This is a genomic window from Pedobacter flavus, assembly GCF_036324285.1.
GTDB lineage: Bacteria > Bacteroidota > Bacteroidia > Sphingobacteriales > Sphingobacteriaceae > Pedobacter > Pedobacter flavus.
In genome coordinates this window covers 1,054,203-1,071,458 of the sequence record NZ_JAZDQU010000002.1, presented here as the reverse complement: position 1 = coordinate 1,071,458, position 17,256 = coordinate 1,054,203, and the positions used below count along the sequence as shown (strand labels likewise).

Genomic DNA, 17,256 nt, shown 5'->3' with positions numbered 1-17,256 from the left:
AAAGTTTCTATAAAGTCTTAAAATTTTTGAAAAATATGTTTTTGGAAAATAATAAGTGGGGTTATAATGGATGTTTTTTTAAAAAAAAGTTCTCAATAAATAAATATTAAGAACTTTTCTTAATTGAACTTCAGAGTTCTGAAGATTTTTAGTACCCAGCGCCGGAGTCGAACCGGCACGGTTTCCCACAGGTGTTTGAGACCAGCGCGTCTACCAATTCCGCCAGCTGGGCAGCTATAAGCATTAGACTTTTCGCTTAACAGATAACAAAGTTAATTATATTGATTGATTTTGCAATTATGAAATTGAATAATTATTTATTTATTTTTTAAATTAATGAGCGGTAGGCAATTGTATAGGTTGTAAATCTTCCTGTTAAAATTGGTGGAGTACTGATATTAAAACAGTTATCTTTTTGTTGTTTCTAAAAATCTTTACAAATGGTATATTTTTTATTATTTTACAAATAGCAATATTGTTGTTGAAGCACTTAAAATTTTCAAGGCATTAACTTATCTTTGCCGCTCATTCAATTTTCTAATACCTGTGATTAATATTAATAATATTTCTGTCTCATTTGGTGGGACAACCCTTTTTAGCGACGTTACTTTCTCTATTAATGAAAATGATAAAATTGCCTTAATGGGTAAAAATGGTGCTGGAAAATCTACTATTTTAAAGATTATTGCGAATGCAACTAAACCAACATCTGGCAATGTAACTGTTCCTAAAGATGTGGTTATCGCTTATTTACCGCAACATTTGTTGACAGAAGATAAGGTTACAGTGTTTGAGGAAACCATGAAGGCATTTGAAGAAATTAATCAGATGCAGAAAGAGTTAGATGAGTTGAATGAACAACTGACCATTAGAACAGATTACGAAACCGACGATTACATGAAGTTAATTGAACGTGTTTCTGAATTAAGTGAAAAATTTTACTCTGTTGAAGAAACCAATTACGATGCCGAGGTTGAGAAGGTTTTAAAAGGATTAGGGTTTGAACGTAAGGATTTTAATAGGTTAACGTCAGAGTTTTCTGGTGGATGGCGTATGCGTATAGAATTGGCTAAAATTTTGCTTAAAAAGCCAGATTTAATTCTTTTAGATGAACCTACTAACCACATGGATATTGAAAGTATCCAATGGTTAGAAGATTTTTTAATTAATTCGGCTAAAGCCGTTATGGTAATATCGCACGACCGTGCATTTGTTGATAATATTACCAATAGAACCATTGAGGTAACAATGGGCAGAATTTATGATTATAAAGCTAAATATTCTCATTATTTGCAATTGCGTGCCGATCGCCGTCTACATCAATTAAAAGCTTATGAAGAGCAACAACGTTTTATAGCCGATAATCAAGAATTTATTGACCGATTTAGAGGTACTTATTCTAAAACACTTCAAGTACAATCGAGGGTTAAAATGTTAGAAAAGCTTGAGGTTATTGAGATAGATGAAGTGGATACATCTGCATTAAGATTAAAATTCCCACCTTCTCCAAGATCAGGTCAATATCCGATTATTGTTGAGGAGTTGACCAAGAAATATGGAGACCATACGGTATTTGAAAAAGCATCAATGGTTATAGAAAGAGGAGAAAAGGTAGCATTTGTTGGGAAAAACGGGGAAGGTAAATCTACTATGATTAAGGCAATAATGGGTGAAATTGATTTTGAAGGATCACTTAAAGTGGGACACAATGCCAAAATCGGTTATTTTGCTCAAAATCAAGCAGCTCTTTTGGATGAGAATTTAACTGTTTTTGAAACAATTGATCAAATCCCACTTTCTGATGGAACGATAAAAATAAAAGACTTATTGGGTGCTTTTATGTTTAGCGGCGATGATACAACTAAAAAGGTTAAAGTACTTTCTGGTGGCGAAAAAACGCGTTTAGCAATGATAAAATTATTGTTGGAGCCTGTTAATCTCTTAATTCTGGATGAGCCTACCAATCATTTGGATATGAAAACTAAAGACATTATTAAGGATGCACTAAAAGATTTCGATGGAACCTTAATTCTGGTTTCCCACGATAGAGATTTTCTTGATGGTCTTGCTCAAAAAGTTTTCGAATTCGGTAATAAACGTGTGCGCGAGCATTTCGAAGATATTAAAGGGTTCTTGGCTTATAAAAAAATGGATAATTTAAGACAAGTTGAGCAAGGATAGACTGTAGACTGAGCTATAAAAAATCAAAATTTGTATTTTATATTCCGTTTAAGGAAGTAAGGATAATTGGTTTTCCGGAGGTAATTAATAAGGAATGTTCGTGCTGTGCAACAAATCCTCCTTTATCTCCGGTTAGCGTCCAACCATCTTCTGCTGTGATTATATGATTTGATTTGGTAGCAATGAAAGTCTCAATTGCTACCACAGAATCTTTTCTAAATCTTCTTATTTTATCATCCGCAACATAATAATTCATTATTCCATCAGGATCTTCATGTAGTTTTCTGCCGATTCCATGTCCGCCTAAATCTTTAATTACTCTATATCCTGCGTTTTTTGATTGATTTTCTATCAATTTTCCAACATCAGCTATTTTAGTTCCTCCACTTATAATTGAAATAGCATGTTTAAGAATTTTCTTAGAAGTATCTACCAAGGGTTGTAAACCTTGTATATCGTCGCCTAAAATAAATGAACACCCATTGTCCGAGTAATATCCGTTTAATTCTGCTGATACATCAATATTAATTAAATCACCATTTTTTAGGATGGTATCTTGACTGGGTATACCATGTGCAATTACATTATTTACACTTATACAAGTATTACCAGGAAACCCATAATCTTTAATGGGGGCAGATACCGCCCCATAAGTATCGAAAATTGTTTTACCGTAGGCATCTATTTCTAAAGTCGACATACCTATTTTGGTATAATCTATCATCTTTCTTAAAGTAAGGGCTACAATATCGCTAATTGCTTTAATTCCTTTTAATTCTTCTTCAGACCTAATAATCATAATTTTTTAACTACAGCTAAATAAAAATAGGAAATTTTTGCATCAAAAGGCTTTTATATTCTATTATAGAAGTTGTCTAAATCCAATTACTTTTTTCATCAAAAATATTTTACGTTTTGTTATGGTTCATAAATTTTATCTTTGAAAAAAATCGTCCCTATGAAAATTAATTATAATGTTATTCGAACCAATTCTGATCATAATGACTTCAAAACATTAGTTGTAGAATTAGATAAATATTTAGCTGTAGTTAATGGTGATTTGCATGATTTTTTTGATCAGTTTAATCAAATAGATTCTATTAAACATGTAATTGTTGTGTACGATGGTTCTACAAAGGTTGGTATAGGGGCAATTAAAGCTTATTCGCCATCAGCATTAGAAATAAAAAGAATGTTTGTTACACCAGCGTATAGAAATAAGGGAGTTGGTTCAATTATTTTAAATGAGTTAGAAAATTGGGGTAAAGAAATGGGTTTCAATCAATTTATTTTAGAAACGGGCGTATTTATGGAAGATGCAATAGCTTTATATCGAAAAAATGGTTATCAAGTAATTCCAAATTACGGTCAGTATGAAGGAGTTGAAGATAGTATCTGTTTTCAGAAAGTCCTTTAATTAGTTGAATTTCTGATCTTTTTATTTGAAAAAATCGTAAAATAAAATATTTAATTTATTGTAATTCTAAATCCAAAGCTTGTCCATGTTCCTGGTAATGGAATGGCACCTACTTCGGTATAATTTGCATTGAATAGATTGTTTGCGTCTAAAAACAGGTTAAAGTTTTTATAATTTTTACTAATTCTGATATCGTGTATCCAGTATGCCGGCCCTAAAATTCGTTTATTTAATCTTGAAGCTGTTGATAAAGCGTATCTTCCAACCTTGTAATTAATTAAGCCTGTTAATTGATGTTGTAAAGTTGCAATTTGATATTTAGAAGGCAATACCAAGTTTACATCTTTAAAATTGCTGTGCAAATAGGTATAAGCTAAATTTATATTAAAATCTTGTTGTAAACTTTTAAAAGCGTTAAGATTAATTCTAGTATTAATTCCATTCGTAATTAAACTGCCTATGTTATTACTTTGCCAAGGCTGATTGTTTAATTCTCGGGTCCAATCTATAAATCGACTTATTTCTCTATGAAATGCATAGGTTTGAATACTTAATTTATCTGCTAAATATTTAAATCCTAATTCATATTGAATTGCGTTTTCTGATTTTACATCTGGGTTTCCAATATTTCCTGGTCGTTGATCTAAATATAAATCTGTAAATGAAGGTATTCTCTGGCTAGTTCCAATATTTGCCAATAGTTTCATTTTACTATTTAAAGCATAACTAAAATCTATTCCCGGGTAAATTTGCCATTTATAATCTGTGTTATAATTTAAATAGGTACCAACACTAACATTTATTTTGGATCCAAAATCTGTACGGAATTGCGCAAATCCGCCCATATTAGATCTTTCTCTTTTACCAATATTGGTTGAGGTAATTTGTTCATTTCTAAATTCAGCGCCAAAACTATAATCTCCATAATCAGTTTGTAGGACGGTATTTAATTCAGAAGTTAGGCTTGTTGAATAATGTCTGCTTCTGCCTGATGGCGAATTTGGTCCTAAATATTTGTAATGGTCATCGTTATATCTATAGGATAATTTCGGGTTAAGTGTGAGTTTTTCCGAGAGTTTATGGGTTGATTGAAAATTTGCAATACTCGTTTGAACCAATTCGGTGGCATTTTTATCGCCCGGTGGCGCATAAAAACCATTAGCTCCAAAATCATTGTTTATATAGCCAATATTGGTGTTTATAATATTATTCTCATTAATAATAAGGTCTCCTTGATAAAACAACTTAAGGTTTTCGAAAGCAGTATTGTATCTATAACCATTGCTATTATCATATCTGCCATAAATAGTATGTTTATGTTTATCCGCAATAAATGACTTATCTAAATGAATACTGTTGCCCAAATAAGCTTTTTTATTTAGTTCATTCTTTTCAAAATTACTCCCAATTTCTGCTTTAATATTTAAGCTAGGCGAAGTTGGAACTTTAGTTATAATATTTAATGCACCTGTTAAGCTATTAATCCCATAAACACGAGCGGCCGGACCCCTAATAACTTCTATTCTTTCAATAGCATCTAAAGGGATAGGTAAGTTTAAAACATTATGAGAAGTTTGGGCGTCTATAATTTTAATTCCATTTAATAATATTACCGTTTGTTCGAAACTGCCGCCGTCTATACTTATGTCGGCCTGACTCCCAAATGGACCTCGTTGTCTTAAATCAACCCCATTAGCAAATTGTAAAACTTCTTGTAAAGTTCGAGCCGGAAAATTGGAAATTTGTTGTTGATTTATAACGTAAACATTTCTGTTTTGTTTAGAAATTGGTGTTTTTAATCCATTTTCTAGGATACTTACTTCAGAGATTTTATATAATGAATCGGGTGTTTGCTGGGCGATTAATATTGTAGGTAATGTTAGAAAAAATAATATAATTAAATATTTCATGGTTATTAGTTTGTGCAAAACTATTAACTTGCCGTACCACTTATATAAACCAGTTTCAACAAAATGGATAGTCCGGTTAAAATTCCTTTTAAAAGCTTTATAAAAATTGATAAAAAGGCAACCACGCCTATTTATTTACAAGTTGTATTCGAATTTATAAAGGCCATACAAATGGGATGGTTACCGGAGGGGACAAAATTGCCAGGCACTAGAATTTTGAGTGAAATTTTAGACCTTAATAGAAACACTTTAATAAAGTCTTTTAACGATTTAGAATCTCAAGGTTTTATTGAAATCAGGCCGAATAAAGGGACATTTGTCTTGTCGACTTTTGTAAAATCAAAGCCAGTAATTTCTAATCAGAATACAGGGAAAAAGCTGAAAGAAATTAGATTTAAAAAATCAACCTTATTAGAGTCTCCCATAGAAACAAGTAATTTACCATTGCAGTTTAATGAGGGATTTCCTGACAGTAGAATAATCCATTCAGATGTACTGGCTAAGATTTATTTGTCGCAATTAAAACGTGAAAAACATAGGAAACAAGACACTTTAAATCCAATCATTCATGCTGAATTTAAGCGAACAATTGCTAATTATTTAAATCTAACCCGAGGAATAAATAAAGAAGCATCTAATTTATTAACGACCAATAGTCACGAATTGGCTTTGTTTGTATTAATTAAAGCGTTGATTGAGTCAGGAAATAGAGTGGCAATTATTCATCCGGGTTATTATTTAAGCAACATGGTTTTTGCAGATGCGGGAGCCGAAATCTTGCCTATTCCTTTAGATGAAGAAGGTTTAGATTTAAACTATTTATTGAGGGTTTTAGAACAATCTCCAATTAGAATTTTTTATTTGAACTCTAATTATCATTTCCCGACAACAAAAATTTTAAGTGCAAAACGAAAAATAGAATTGTTGGAATTATCCAGAAAATACGACTTCATAATTTTGGAAGATGATTACGATTATGATTTCCATTTTGATAGTCACGCTGTACTTCCATTAGCCGCAATGGCTGCTTCCGAACGAGTAATTTATGTAGGCTCTATTTCAAGAACTTTACCGCCAGGATTTGGATTTGGATTTATTGCATCAACACCAGAATTAATAAAAGAGTTGAGTAAACATCAGAAATTAATAGAACCGAATTCCGATTTATTAAAAGAAAGTGTTTTAATAGAATGGATAAATGAAGGAGAAATTCATCGCTCTGATAAGAAGAATAGAAAGATTTATAAAGATAGGAGGGATTATTTTATTCAATTATTAAACTTAAATTTTAAAAATAAAATTGAATTTGAAATTCCAACCTGTGGATTGGGAATTTGGATAGAATGGAAAGTGAAATTTAACTTAGTAAAATTCAAAAAAGAATGTGCAAAGCAAGGCTTGTTTATACCGTCTCACTTATTGTTTCAAGACCGATATAGAACCGCCACTAGATTAGGTTTTGGGAATTTTAATAAAGAGGAAATGGATAAAGTGTTCTCTATATTAAAGAAAAGCTTAGCTAATTTAACTGCATAAAAAAAGGGTAGACTAGCTACCCTTTATATTTATTTTTTCTTTTCGAAAATATCACCTGGATTCCATTTAGGTCGTTCAACATCATTTGCGATTAAATATCCAATTAAGAAATTTAATTGTGCATATTTTCTGCCCGCATTGAAATCAAAAATACCATTGATATCATCTTGAGGTTTATGATAATATTTAGCTCTCCATTCTTTAACGAAAACATCTAAATTGTTTTTGCCATCAGGCGTTTTATTTCCGTACTTAATGTGTAAAGCAGGAATTCCTTCTTTAATAAAGCTGTATTGATCGCTTCTTACAAATCTATTTTCATTTGGTTCAGGATCTGGTTCAACGGTTAAGCCTAAATAAGCTGAAGCTTCGTTAACAGGATTTACCAATGATGAGTGATCAGCGCCTAAAGCAGTAACAGATAAAAGCGGTGCAATAATAGCTGGCATATCTGTATTTACGTTAGCTACAACTTGATTAATATTTACTGTAGGTTTTAATGCAAAATAAGCTGAACCTAATAAGCCCATTTCTTCTGCCGTAACCATTAAGATTAAAATAGATCTTTTTGGTTTTGCTTTTAATCCAGAATAAGCTTTTGTTATTTGCAGTAAACTTGCTACTCCAGAAGCATTATCGTGCGCTCCATTATAAATTGAATCACCTTCAACTGGTCTGCCAATACCCATATGATCTAAATGTGCACTGTGCACAACATATTCATTTTTTAATTTAGGGTCAGAGCCTTCAATTTTACCAGCCACATTAAAAGTTGTGAAATCTGAATGGTTGGTTTTATAATTAGCTTTTAAAGTAAAACCTGTAGCAAAAGATTGAATATTACCACTTTTTAGTGATTCTAAAACTTCAGTTAAGTTTTTATTAGCAGCAGTAAATATTTTGTTTACCATTCCAAAACTTAAACTACCTACTATTTGAAGTTTATCTGAAGTAAAACCTGATGAAATTACTAATTCTCCTTTTGGAGTCATAACCGAAGTACTTGGTCTGCTGGCCATTGCTGCTGCATTTGGGTTGTTGTTTGGTCTATCTACAGTTGTAGCTGTAATAACACCAATTGCACCATTTTCAATTGCAGTTTTTTGAATATTAGCTACACTTGAAATAGCAGTTGCGTCTGCCTGAGAAAAAGATGAAGGAGCACCTCTAACGATTAAAACAATTTTTCCTTTAACATCTAATCCTTTATAATCGTCTCTGTTTTTAGATGCATCTTTAATTCCATAACCAACAAAAACTATTTCAGCATTTACATTAGAAGTTTTTGAAACAGGATTTGCACTAATTGTAATATCTTTTACTGAAGCTAAAACATCGTTTGAGTTTTTCGAACTAAGTGTTGCAGTAAAATTTGGATCTAATGATGCACTTCTCATTAATAGAGATTGCAACCAAGTTCCGTTATCGCCAGCAGGTTTAACACCATTTTTCTTTAACTGTTCAATAACATAATCTGCTGCCATTTTATAACCTGGTGTTCCAGGTTTTCTACCCATTAATTTGTCGTCTGCAAGGTAGGTAATGTCTGCTTTCATTTGGTCGGCACTTGCTAATTCCATAGCAGATGCAACATCTTTACTAATACGTTCTTGGGCAAAAGTCGCGTTAGACAGTACCGCGCAAGATAATAAGGTTAATAAGTATCTGAATTTCATAATGCAATTAAGTGAAAAATATAAGGTTATACAATCTTTGAACGTAAATTTCTTGTTTAAAATTGACGATTTTTAAATTTAATTCAGCAATTTAAAATTTTAGCCCAAATTGGTTTTAAATTTTAGTTTTTATATTAAATTATTCATTAAATATTTATATTAGTTATTGAAAGGCTGTTAGTTATAAAATTTCATTGTTTATGCGGATTTTCTTAATAGGTATTTTATTATGGTTTGGGCAGAATCTTTATGCTCAAAATATGCAAGGTAATGTTAAGGATGCCGAAGTAGGTAAGCCAATAGAATTTGCTTCTGTTTATTATAAAATAAAAAATTCAGGGGTTTATACAGATTTAAACGGAAATTTTAAATTTAATCAGATCCCTAACGACACATTAATTATAAGTGCATTAGGTTATAAGAAAATAGAAATCCCTTCGTCCGATTTAAGTAGTTTTCTTAAAATAAAAATGGAACCATTGGTTTTTCAATTAGAGAATGTAGAATTTTTTAATAATGTTAGTCGTTCTATTGGAAATAAAAAAATTGATATAGGAAATTTATCTCGAGATAAAAGCACTTTAATTTCTGGAATAAAAGGAAGGACTGTTGCATTATATGTACAACCTAAAAATTTAAAAATCGGGCAAATTACAGCGCTAAAGTTTGGGATTTCAAGTATTCAAGAAGCCTTGGTAAAAGTTCATTTGTTTAATGTTGATCCTGATACGGGTGAGCCTGGTGAAGAAATATTCTTGGAAAAAAATATTATCAAAGTGAAAAATGGACAAAATAAACTCCACTATAAATTAGAAAATCAAAAAATATTTATTGATAATAATGGAGTTTTTGTTGCATTGGAATGGTTAGGGAATGCAGATTTTACTCAAACCTCGAATATTACAAATCCTTATTATACAAGTAGTAAGTCTAAAAGTGCAGGGCAAATCTATACCCGTTTTATGGAAAAGGACTGGGAACAATATTTAGTGAGTTATACTGCAGCAAATAGTAAAAAAGAAAAAAAGGAAGGGCCAGGGGTTTATTTTCATGAACCTAATTTCAAAATCACCTTAAAATATTAAGCACAACTATATTTTAGTTGGTTAGTATTGAAAGTCCGTTATCAATAAAATAGAAGCAATTTATTAGGTATTCCCCTGTTTATTAATTATATTTATTTGAATTTTAAGTGTTTATGATTTGGGTTAATTGATTTAAAACTTCTTTCTAAAGTTTTTGTTATAGAGTTTAACCTATCTAAAATTAGATCATTATCATTATTAAACAAATATATTATGAAAAGATTCCTTTTTCTATTGGCCATTATCTTTGTTTCAACAACATCATTTGCTCAAACTACTTGGAAAGTAGATCCTATGCATTCTAGATTGGGATTTGGAATAACCCATTTAGGTATTTCTACTGTTGATGGAGCTTTTACTAGGTTTATGGTAACTATAAAATCTGAAAAATCTGATTTTAGTGATGCGGTTATTGAATTAAACGCAGAGGCATCATCCATAAATACTGGGATTACCATGCGCGATGATCACTTAAAAAGTGCAGATTTTTTTGACGTTGCTAAATTTCCTACAATTACTTTCAAAAGTGAAGGCATTAAAATGATATCAAAGGATAAATACCAGGTAACGGGTAATTTAACTATGCATGGCATTACCAAATCAGTAACTATGGAATTGTGGTATAGAGGAACAATAACGAATAATACACCTCAATCAAAGGCAAGAATTGCTGGATTTCAACTTAAAGGAACATTAAAACGTTCGGATTTTGGAATTGGACCAACATTTCCTTCAACTATGTTAAGTGAAGAAGTAATGATAAAGGCGGATGGAGAGTTTATAAAATCTAACTAAGGTTATTCTGGATGTGTGCTATTTAGAGCTTTAACCATTTCATCTACTAAACTATCACTGTAAACACCATAACCGTTAATTAATGTACCTTTTAATTGGTGCTTTTCTGATGAAATAGCATAAATTATGGCTTCGTCTGCAGGATCTGTAGGGCCTTCAAACCTAAAGCTTCTATCGACTTTAAACTCACCAGGAAATAAATTGATATAGTTGGATTGACATTCTAAACAATGTTCTTTTAAATTAAAATCTTCAGTATAACCTTCTGATTTTAATTTGTTTAGTATTTCAGAAACTGTAGTCATTGGTTCCATAAGATATTTATAAAATTTAATAAAAAAATAACTTAAATAAGCTTAATCTTGAAGGTCAAACATATTCTAAGTTAGTGATTTATTGTGCTAAATTGTTCTAATTGTTAATAAAATTTTAATTTATAACGAATATGAAAACATCAATTGGTATTACTCCTAAAAATTTATTAGAAGTATCTAAAGTGTTAAATGTTCTCCTTGCGGATGAGCATATCCTTTATATAAAAACCAGGAAAGCTCACTGGAATATAGAAGGAAAGGATTTTTTAACGATGCATAACTTTTTTGAAGACCAGTATAAGCAAATTGAAACTATAATTGATGAGTTGGCAGAGCGAATTAGGACAATTGGTCATTATGCTGTTGGCAGTTTAACTGAGTTTTTGGAACTTACTCATTTGTCTGAAAAGTCTAATTCTAAAACAGATAGCGCTACTTTTATGAAAATCTTGTTAGAGGATCATGAATCTATTATTATTCATATTAGAGAGCAGTTAGATAAAGTAGGAGAGGATTTAAAGGATGAAGGAACGAATGATTTCTTAACAGGATTATTAAAGGCGCATGAAAAAATGGCATGGATGTTAAGAGCTCATCTATAGGTTATTATATTTTGTAACTAATATAAAAAAAGCAGGAGTGATCCTGCTTTTTTTATAAGTTATTCATTTATTAATCCTTTGTATTTTCCTCTGTTTTCGTATAAAACCCAAATATTTATTAAAAATAATATCGAAGCAATTAATAATCCTTCCGGTGCTTGTAGCGTATGAATTAGCATTACACCTACCATAATTGGAAAAATCATAACAGCTGCTAAAGCTCTAGTTTTTGTAAAAATAAATAACAAACCAGCAATAATTTCAACGATTGCTACTAATGGTAATAACCATCCAATTTCTACAAATGCTGCATTTAGCTTAACCATCTTTTCAGGTAAATCTGCCGGCATAGGCATATAATTAAAGAATTTATTTAGTCCAGAATTAATAAATACCAACCCAAAAAGCAGACTTGCGATAAAAATAAATTTAGATTTCATAATGTAATTTTGATTTTATGTATGTGGATGTCTATTATTAAAAAATTAAATTTTATTTACCAATTTATTGATTTTTTATAAAGATTAAGAATAATCAAATATAATTGTTAATGTCATTTTTTTTATTTATATTCTTGGTTATCAATTTTTTATATTCATGACCATTAATACAAAAAGAAGAATTAAAGATTTTTTAGTTTATGCTACAAAATGTGCCGTCGGAACTCTAGTTATTTTGACATTAACCGGCATAATTGAAGGATTAACATATCATGATACCATCTGGTGTTTATTATCTATGTTATTAATTTTGTCGCCAGATGGGACTGATTCTCTTACACTCGCCTTCAATAGAATTATGGCGAATATATTGGGAGGTGGAGTAGGATTAATATTTCTTACGCTAATGCCTCAGATGATGGATATTTGGGTGGTAATTTTGGTGATCACTACCACCCTAGCTATAGGTTATGTTTGTAAGTTAGACGCTTCTATAAGATCTGCATTAGTAGCAGCCATCATTATCACCATGCCTCAAGATGCTATTCAATCCTTTAATACACCTATAGAGCGATTAATTGCTGTATTCTCAGGTTGTTTTGTAGGTATTTTAATTACCATTATTTTTCATTTCAGAAAGAAGGATATTTTCTATTTGGACTTAAATTCAGATAAATCTGATTTTTCTAGACTCAAAAATTTTGATACCAAGTAATAGATAAACTAATTATCGTTTTTCCATTCAGAAAATGATTTTTCTATAACTTCTAGCATATACAATGAATCTTGTGCTCCAGAAAAGGCGTATTTATTATTGAAAACAAAAAATGGAACCCCATTTACGCCAATTTGCTGAGCTTCATAAATGTCTAATCTAACATTTTCCGCAAATTCATTGCCTTCTAGAACTTTCAGCGTTTCTTCGGTTGGAATTTTTGCTTTTTCGGCCAATTTAAGCAGAACTTGGTTGTCGTCTATATTTAATCCTTCAGTAAAATAGGCACTAAATATAAATTCTTCCATTTCATTTTGTACACCATGTTTTTTAGCAAGATGTAATAACCTATGCGCTTTAAATGAATTGGCTGGAATAGCTTTGTCCATTTTATATTCTAAATTTACTGATTTAGCATAATCAGAAACTTGATCGTTCATGGCTTTGGCTTGTTCAACTGATATGTTTTTATGAGCAGCAAGGAATTCATGCATGTTTTTAGAAGGATCTGTAGCCATATTTGGAGATAATTGATAGCTTTTCCACTCTATTTCCAATTGGTCTTTTTCTGGAAATTGATCTAAAGCTGCTTCAAATTTTCTTTTTCCAATATAGCAAAATGGACACATTATATCGCTCCATATTTCAATTTTCATTTTTTTATCCATTATTAATCACATTTATAAATTTAATAATGCGACTAAATTAAATAAGAATATCAGCATTATCTTAATAGGATTAACATTATTGCTTTAAATAAACTTTCCGTGTCATACTTAAGTAATTTGAGAAATTTTATTTATGAAAATTATGAGTCTGGAATATTATTTGTAATTTTGACTTTATTAATCGAAAAGTCAGAAAGTAAAATTTAATAATGGATAAGAAACGTGAACAAATAATAGCAGGCGCATTACGTAGATTTTCTCATTATGGTATAAATAAAACCACAATGAACGAAATAGCGGATGATCTTGCTATGTCTAAGCCTTCTTTATACTATTATTTCCCAGATAAGTCTGCCATTATTTTTGCGGTAGCAGAAAAAATCATTGGAGAGTATTTGGCTTATGTTAAAAGCATTTTCGACAAGAAAATGGATTATGCAGCGGCAATGACTTCCTTAATTGATTACAGATATACTTTCATGAAAAAGTATTTCATGTTGCATTTGGGTGAAATGGATAATGAGCCATTAAAAGATGAGAAATTAATGGCCTTGGTTCAGGATCTACGAGTGAAGGAAGAGGAACTGATTACAAATGTTCTAGAAATTGCAAAAAAAGAAGGTAAATTAGTAATTAAGGATTCCAATATAATTGCGGATTTATTTTTAGACTCTTTAATGGGATTAAGATTGTTTTTGCATTTGCAAAAATGTGTTTTTCCAGATCAAGATGCTTTTGAAAAACTTTATCAGAAGCAGAAACATTTATGTGAAATTTTTATCAAAGGAATTACCAATCAAAATTATGGAGCAAAAGATATTAAATAAATCTAGACAATTGTTCTATACCTATGGTATTAAAAATATCACTATGGAAGATATTTCTAAAAATTTGGGAATATCGAAAAAGACGATTTATAAATACTATAAAAATAAGAATGCCATTGTTCATTCTGTAGTTGAAGAATTACTGAAGGAAAGTGCGATTTCGATGAATGCAATAACTGATAAATCTACGGACGTAGTAGAGGAGGTTTATTCTCAGATGTATAATATGGGAAATCAAGTTCAGCTCATTAAGCTTTCATTTTTTCTTGAAATAGAGAAATCGTATCCAGAATTAATGGAAAAAATTGCAAAGTATAAAGCGGAAATATTGTCTGAGAAAATAAAATCTAATTTAAGAAGAGGAAAAGAAAGTGGCGTTTATAGAGCTGAATTAGATTTAGAGGAAGTAGCATTAATTAGATTAGGATTGATAGAGAATTCGTTTACAAACAACACTTTTTTATCAGCCGGTTGGCATACAAAGGATATTCTAATTACGTTAACCAATTTCTATTTACATGGAATAACCAATCAACAAGGAAAAGAACTTATTAATAAATATATAAAAAAAGCAGGATGAAAATTTCAATACAAAGCTCTATAAAAAGAGTATTGATAACCATTTTAATCGCTTCTACTACAAAAGTTGCATTTTCGCAAGAGTTAACCCTAACTTTTAAAGATGCCTTAAAATATGCAGTAGAGAATAATACCAATTTGCGAAAAGCAAAGTTGGATATTGAAGGCGGTAGATATAAAACAAAGGAAGTTCGTGCACAAGCTTTGCCTCAAATTACAGGTAATGGAACTTTAACAGATCAGTTTATTAAACCACAATTTGTATTACCTGGAGATGCTTTTGGTAAACCTGGACAAGTTGTTGCAATTGAAAGTGGAACAACTTTTAATGCGAGTGCAGGGGTTGCTTTAAGTCAGCAATTGTTTAATCAACAGGTGTTTACGGGGTTGCAGGCTGCTAAAGCAAGTGAGTCTTTTTATAATTTAAGTGCCGAATTAACGGAAGAGGCGGTAATTCTACAAGCAGCTACTGCTTATTATCAAGTTTTAGTAACTCGTCAACAAATTGGCGTTATAGATGCTAATATTTCTTCGGTTTCACAGGTAGAAAAAACGGTAGCAGATCAATATAAAAACGGTTTAGCTAAGCGTATTGATTTAGATAGGGTAAGAGTTAATTTAACTAATCTACGTACCCAACGCGATCAATTAATTAATGCGGTAACTCAACAAGAAAATATGTTGAAATACATAATCGGTATGCCTATTTCAACAGTAGTTTCTATTCCGAATGCAGAATTAAAGGATATTGAAAGCAATTTAGCTATTAAATTGGCTGATTCAGTAAATTTAGCTGGACGTGTAGAATTTAAACTTTTACTAAAACAAAAGGAGCTTTTAAATTATCAAAAGAAAGCTTATGTGGCAGAATATTATCCAACTTTAGGTTTAGTAGGTAACTATTCTTATAACGGAATGAGCAATAAGTTCAATCTTTTCAATAGAAGTAGTGATGCATTTTGGTATGATATGGGAAGCATAGGTTTGTCACTAAAAATCCCTATTTTTAATGGAGGCGCAACTCGTGCTAGAATAAAACAAGCCGAAATTGATTTAAAGCAACTGGATGAAGATATTAGAGATAACTCACTTTCATTGAATTTAGCTAATGAAAATGCAAAAATCCAGATAAAAAACAGTTTAAATACTTTAAATGCTCAATTAGCGAACGTAAAATTGGCTGAGGAGGTTTATACAAGTACTCAGAATAATTATAAAAATGGATTGGCTACTTTAACTGATCTTTTGGATGCAGAAACTGCTAGAACATCGGCTCAAAACAGTTATTCTCAAGCTATTTTAAATTATAAGCTAGCAGAAATTCAGCTAGAAAAATCGAACGGAACAATTAAATCATTACTAAACTAAAACAACAGGTAGCAAATACCAATCAAAATAACTCATAAAAATGAAAAAAATTATTATATCAATCGTTTCAGTTGTTGCTGTACTTGCATTAATTGGATGGGTATTATCAAAAAACAAAAAAGAGAACGAAGCTAAAACTGCGGTTGTTGCCGAAGGTTCTAAAGGAGATGTGGTAGTAAGAACTGCTGTTATTTCTAAAAATGTTGTTGATATGAATTTTAGTGTTAACGGAAATTTTATTGCCAATCAACGCATTACCTTTAATGCAGAAAATTCTGGTAGAATTACCAAAATCTATGTTGAAGAAGGTTCAAGAGTTAGTAAAGGACAATTAATTGCTAGTATTGAGACTAATATTTTATCTGTAGATGTACAAACAGCTCAAGATGCATTAACCAATGCTGAGAGAGATTTAGCTAGATACGAAAGTTCTTATGCAACAGGTGGCGTTACTCAACAACAATTAGATCAGGCTCGCCTAAATGCAAAAAATGCTGCAGCAAGATTAAAACAGGCTAAAGTTAAAATTGGTGATGCAAACGTTAAGGCGCCATTTAACGGAATTGTTAATAAAAAATTTATTGAGCAAGGTGCTTATGTTTCTCCAGGAAATCAATTATTTGAAATTGTTGATGTTTCTAAATTAAAATTAGGAGTTACCGTTAACGAATCTCAAGTAGCTCAATTAAAAGTTGGAAATAAAGTAGATATTTTAACAAGTGTATTTCCTGGTGAGAAATTCAATGGAAAAATTAGTTTCATTGCTCCACAAGCAGACAATACTTTAAACTTCCCAGTAGAGATCGAATTATATTCTAATCCTCAGAATAAATTAAAAGCAGGAATGTACGGTACTGCAGTTTTTGAATTCCCAGCACAAGCAGCTTCAATTACTGTTCCTAGAACAGCATTTATTGGTAGTGTTAGCAGTAATAAAGTTTACATTTTAGAAAATGGAAATACGGCTAGAGAACGTAAAGTTGTTTCTGGAAGAGTGGTTGGTGATATGGTAGAGATTTTAGACGGTCTAAAAGAAGGTGAAGTGGTAATTACGAGTGGACAAATTAATTTGGTTGACGGAACTAAAGTTGCACCATTAACGAAATAATTTTTAACCAATCTGTTAAATAAAACAACATAATA

Annotated in this window: 17 protein-coding genes and 1 tRNA gene; 11 read left to right on the top strand and 7 right to left on the bottom strand. The window is 31.0% G+C overall.

Going from position 1 to position 17,256, the window contains the following annotated elements:
• Nucleotides 1-152 precede the first annotated feature (152 nt).
• A tRNA-Leu gene (locus tag VRU49_RS10930) sits at nt 153-232 on the bottom strand.
• Between the two features lie 314 nt (nt 233-546).
• On the opposite strand from VRU49_RS10930, the gene VRU49_RS10925 reads away from it, so the two are divergent.
• Nucleotides 547-2,181: an ABC-F family ATP-binding cassette domain-containing protein gene (locus VRU49_RS10925; protein WP_330146820.1), complete on the top strand. Its 1,635-nt coding sequence runs from the start codon at nt 547-549 to the stop codon at nt 2,179-2,181.
• Nucleotides 2,182-2,218: 37 nt separating this feature from the next.
• On the opposite strand, the gene map is transcribed toward VRU49_RS10925, so the two are convergent.
• Entirely contained in the window at nt 2,219-2,980 is a 762-nt protein-coding gene (gene map / locus VRU49_RS10920; protein ID WP_330146819.1) for a type I methionyl aminopeptidase, read from the bottom strand.
• A gap of 159 nt (nt 2,981-3,139) precedes the next feature.
• Between map and VRU49_RS10915 the strand changes: the two genes are divergently transcribed.
• On the top strand, nt 3,140-3,598 hold the full coding sequence (locus VRU49_RS10915) for a GNAT family N-acetyltransferase (protein WP_330146818.1): 459 nt from the start codon (nt 3,140-3,142) through the stop codon (nt 3,596-3,598).
• Nucleotides 3,599-3,648: 50 nt separating this feature from the next.
• Here VRU49_RS10915 and VRU49_RS10910 read toward each other — a convergent pair whose 3' ends face one another.
• On the bottom strand, nt 3,649-5,508 hold the full coding sequence (locus VRU49_RS10910; protein WP_330146817.1) for a TonB-dependent receptor plug domain-containing protein: 1,860 nt from the start codon (nt 5,506-5,508) through the stop codon (nt 3,649-3,651).
• Nucleotides 5,509-5,571: 63 nt separating this feature from the next.
• Between VRU49_RS10910 and VRU49_RS10905 the strand changes: the two genes are divergently transcribed.
• Complete coding sequence (locus tag VRU49_RS10905) at nt 5,572-7,044, top strand: aminotransferase-like domain-containing protein (RefSeq protein ID WP_330146816.1); 1,473 nt, start codon at nt 5,572-5,574, stop codon at nt 7,042-7,044.
• A 29-nt stretch (nt 7,045-7,073) separates the two neighbouring features.
• Here the strand turns inward: VRU49_RS10905 and VRU49_RS10900 are convergent, their stop codons facing one another.
• Nucleotides 7,074-8,720 carry a M28 family peptidase gene (locus VRU49_RS10900; RefSeq protein WP_330146815.1) on the bottom strand — a complete coding sequence of 549 codons (1,647 nt, stop codon included), beginning with the start codon at nt 8,718-8,720 and terminating at the stop codon, nt 7,074-7,076.
• A 200-nt stretch (nt 8,721-8,920) separates the two neighbouring features.
• Between VRU49_RS10900 and VRU49_RS10895 the strand changes: the two genes are divergently transcribed.
• Nucleotides 8,921-9,805 carry a carboxypeptidase-like regulatory domain-containing protein gene (locus VRU49_RS10895; protein WP_330146814.1) on the top strand — a complete coding sequence of 295 codons (885 nt, stop codon included), beginning with the start codon at nt 8,921-8,923 and terminating at the stop codon, nt 9,803-9,805.
• A 213-nt stretch (nt 9,806-10,018) separates the two neighbouring features.
• Nucleotides 10,019-10,600, top strand: a complete 582-nt coding sequence (locus VRU49_RS10890) for a YceI family protein (protein ID WP_330146813.1) — start codon at nt 10,019-10,021, stop codon at nt 10,598-10,600.
• Nucleotides 10,601-10,602: 2 nt separating this feature from the next.
• Here the strand turns inward: VRU49_RS10890 and VRU49_RS10885 are convergent, their stop codons facing one another.
• Nucleotides 10,603-10,914 carry a phosphoribosylpyrophosphate synthetase gene (locus VRU49_RS10885; protein WP_330146812.1) on the bottom strand — a complete coding sequence of 104 codons (312 nt, stop codon included), beginning with the start codon at nt 10,912-10,914 and terminating at the stop codon, nt 10,603-10,605.
• Between the two features lie 131 nt (nt 10,915-11,045).
• On the opposite strand from VRU49_RS10885, the gene VRU49_RS10880 reads away from it, so the two are divergent.
• Entirely contained in the window at nt 11,046-11,516 is a 471-nt protein-coding gene (locus tag VRU49_RS10880; protein WP_330146811.1) for a Dps family protein, read from the top strand.
• 59 nt (nt 11,517-11,575) lie between these two features.
• On the opposite strand, the gene VRU49_RS10875 is transcribed toward VRU49_RS10880, so the two are convergent.
• Nucleotides 11,576-11,956 carry a DoxX family membrane protein gene (locus tag VRU49_RS10875; RefSeq protein WP_330146810.1) on the bottom strand — a complete coding sequence of 127 codons (381 nt, stop codon included), beginning with the start codon at nt 11,954-11,956 and terminating at the stop codon, nt 11,576-11,578.
• Between the two features lie 157 nt (nt 11,957-12,113).
• Here VRU49_RS10875 and VRU49_RS10870 point away from each other — a divergent pair, with 157 nt between their 5' ends.
• Entirely contained in the window at nt 12,114-12,671 is a 558-nt protein-coding gene (locus VRU49_RS10870) for an FUSC family protein (RefSeq protein WP_330146809.1), read from the top strand.
• Nucleotides 12,672-12,679: 8 nt separating this feature from the next.
• On the opposite strand, the gene VRU49_RS10865 is transcribed toward VRU49_RS10870, so the two are convergent.
• Nucleotides 12,680-13,327 (bottom strand): DsbA family oxidoreductase, encoded by a 648-nt coding sequence (locus VRU49_RS10865; protein ID WP_330146808.1) that lies wholly within the window; start codon nt 13,325-13,327, stop codon nt 12,680-12,682.
• 221 nt (nt 13,328-13,548) lie between these two features.
• Between VRU49_RS10865 and VRU49_RS10860 the strand changes: the two genes are divergently transcribed.
• From VRU49_RS10860 to VRU49_RS10845, 4 genes are read left to right on the top strand one after another with little or no spacing between them, the layout of a single operon-like run.
• Nucleotides 13,549-14,166 carry a TetR/AcrR family transcriptional regulator gene (locus VRU49_RS10860; protein WP_330146807.1) on the top strand — a complete coding sequence of 206 codons (618 nt, stop codon included), beginning with the start codon at nt 13,549-13,551 and terminating at the stop codon, nt 14,164-14,166.
• Nucleotides 14,144-14,746: a TetR/AcrR family transcriptional regulator gene (locus VRU49_RS10855; protein WP_330146806.1), complete on the top strand. Its 603-nt coding sequence runs from the start codon at nt 14,144-14,146 to the stop codon at nt 14,744-14,746. Before VRU49_RS10860 ends, VRU49_RS10855 begins: the two co-directional genes overlap by 23 nt.
• Nucleotides 14,743-16,113, top strand: coding sequence for a TolC family protein (locus tag VRU49_RS10850; RefSeq protein WP_330146805.1), 1,371 nt, complete (start codon nt 14,743-14,745; stop codon nt 16,111-16,113). Before VRU49_RS10855 ends, VRU49_RS10850 begins: the two co-directional genes overlap by 4 nt.
• Nucleotides 16,114-16,153: 40 nt before the next feature.
• Entirely contained in the window at nt 16,154-17,221 is a 1,068-nt protein-coding gene (locus tag VRU49_RS10845; RefSeq protein WP_330146804.1) for an efflux RND transporter periplasmic adaptor subunit, read from the top strand.
• The last annotated feature ends 35 nt before the right edge of the window (nt 17,222-17,256 follow it).

What these genes read in the sequence shown, in the direction of transcription:
- VRU49_RS10890 (WP_330146813.1), top strand. Translation starts at nt 10,019, where the DNA reads ATGAAAAGATTCCTTTTTCTATTGGCCATTATCTTTGTTTCAACAACA.
- map (WP_330146819.1), bottom strand. Translation starts at nt 2,980, where the DNA reads ATGATTATTAGGTCTGAAGAAGAATTAAAAGGAATTAAAGCAATTAGC.
- VRU49_RS10870 (WP_330146809.1), top strand. Translation starts at nt 12,114, where the DNA reads ATGACCATTAATACAAAAAGAAGAATTAAAGATTTTTTAGTTTATGCT.
- VRU49_RS10845 (WP_330146804.1), top strand. Translation starts at nt 16,154, where the DNA reads ATGAAAAAAATTATTATATCAATCGTTTCAGTTGTTGCTGTACTTGCA.
- VRU49_RS10915 (WP_330146818.1), top strand. Translation starts at nt 3,140, where the DNA reads ATGAAAATTAATTATAATGTTATTCGAACCAATTCTGATCATAATGAC.
- VRU49_RS10875 (WP_330146810.1), bottom strand. Translation starts at nt 11,956, where the DNA reads ATGAAATCTAAATTTATTTTTATCGCAAGTCTGCTTTTTGGGTTGGTA.
- VRU49_RS10860 (WP_330146807.1), top strand. Translation starts at nt 13,549, where the DNA reads ATGGATAAGAAACGTGAACAAATAATAGCAGGCGCATTACGTAGATTT.
- VRU49_RS10910 (WP_330146817.1), bottom strand. Translation starts at nt 5,508, where the DNA reads ATGAAATATTTAATTATATTATTTTTTCTAACATTACCTACAATATTA.
- VRU49_RS10905 (WP_330146816.1), top strand. Translation starts at nt 5,572, where the DNA reads ATGGATAGTCCGGTTAAAATTCCTTTTAAAAGCTTTATAAAAATTGAT.
- VRU49_RS10900 (WP_330146815.1), bottom strand. Translation starts at nt 8,720, where the DNA reads ATGAAATTCAGATACTTATTAACCTTATTATCTTGCGCGGTACTGTCT.
- VRU49_RS10850 (WP_330146805.1), top strand. Translation starts at nt 14,743, where the DNA reads ATGAAAATTTCAATACAAAGCTCTATAAAAAGAGTATTGATAACCATT.
- VRU49_RS10855 (WP_330146806.1), top strand. Translation starts at nt 14,144, where the DNA reads ATGGAGCAAAAGATATTAAATAAATCTAGACAATTGTTCTATACCTAT.
- VRU49_RS10865 (WP_330146808.1), bottom strand. Translation starts at nt 13,327, where the DNA reads ATGAAAATTGAAATATGGAGCGATATAATGTGTCCATTTTGCTATATT.
- VRU49_RS10880 (WP_330146811.1), top strand. Translation starts at nt 11,046, where the DNA reads ATGAAAACATCAATTGGTATTACTCCTAAAAATTTATTAGAAGTATCT.
- VRU49_RS10885 (WP_330146812.1), bottom strand. Translation starts at nt 10,914, where the DNA reads ATGGAACCAATGACTACAGTTTCTGAAATACTAAACAAATTAAAATCA.
- VRU49_RS10895 (WP_330146814.1), top strand. Translation starts at nt 8,921, where the DNA reads ATGCGGATTTTCTTAATAGGTATTTTATTATGGTTTGGGCAGAATCTT.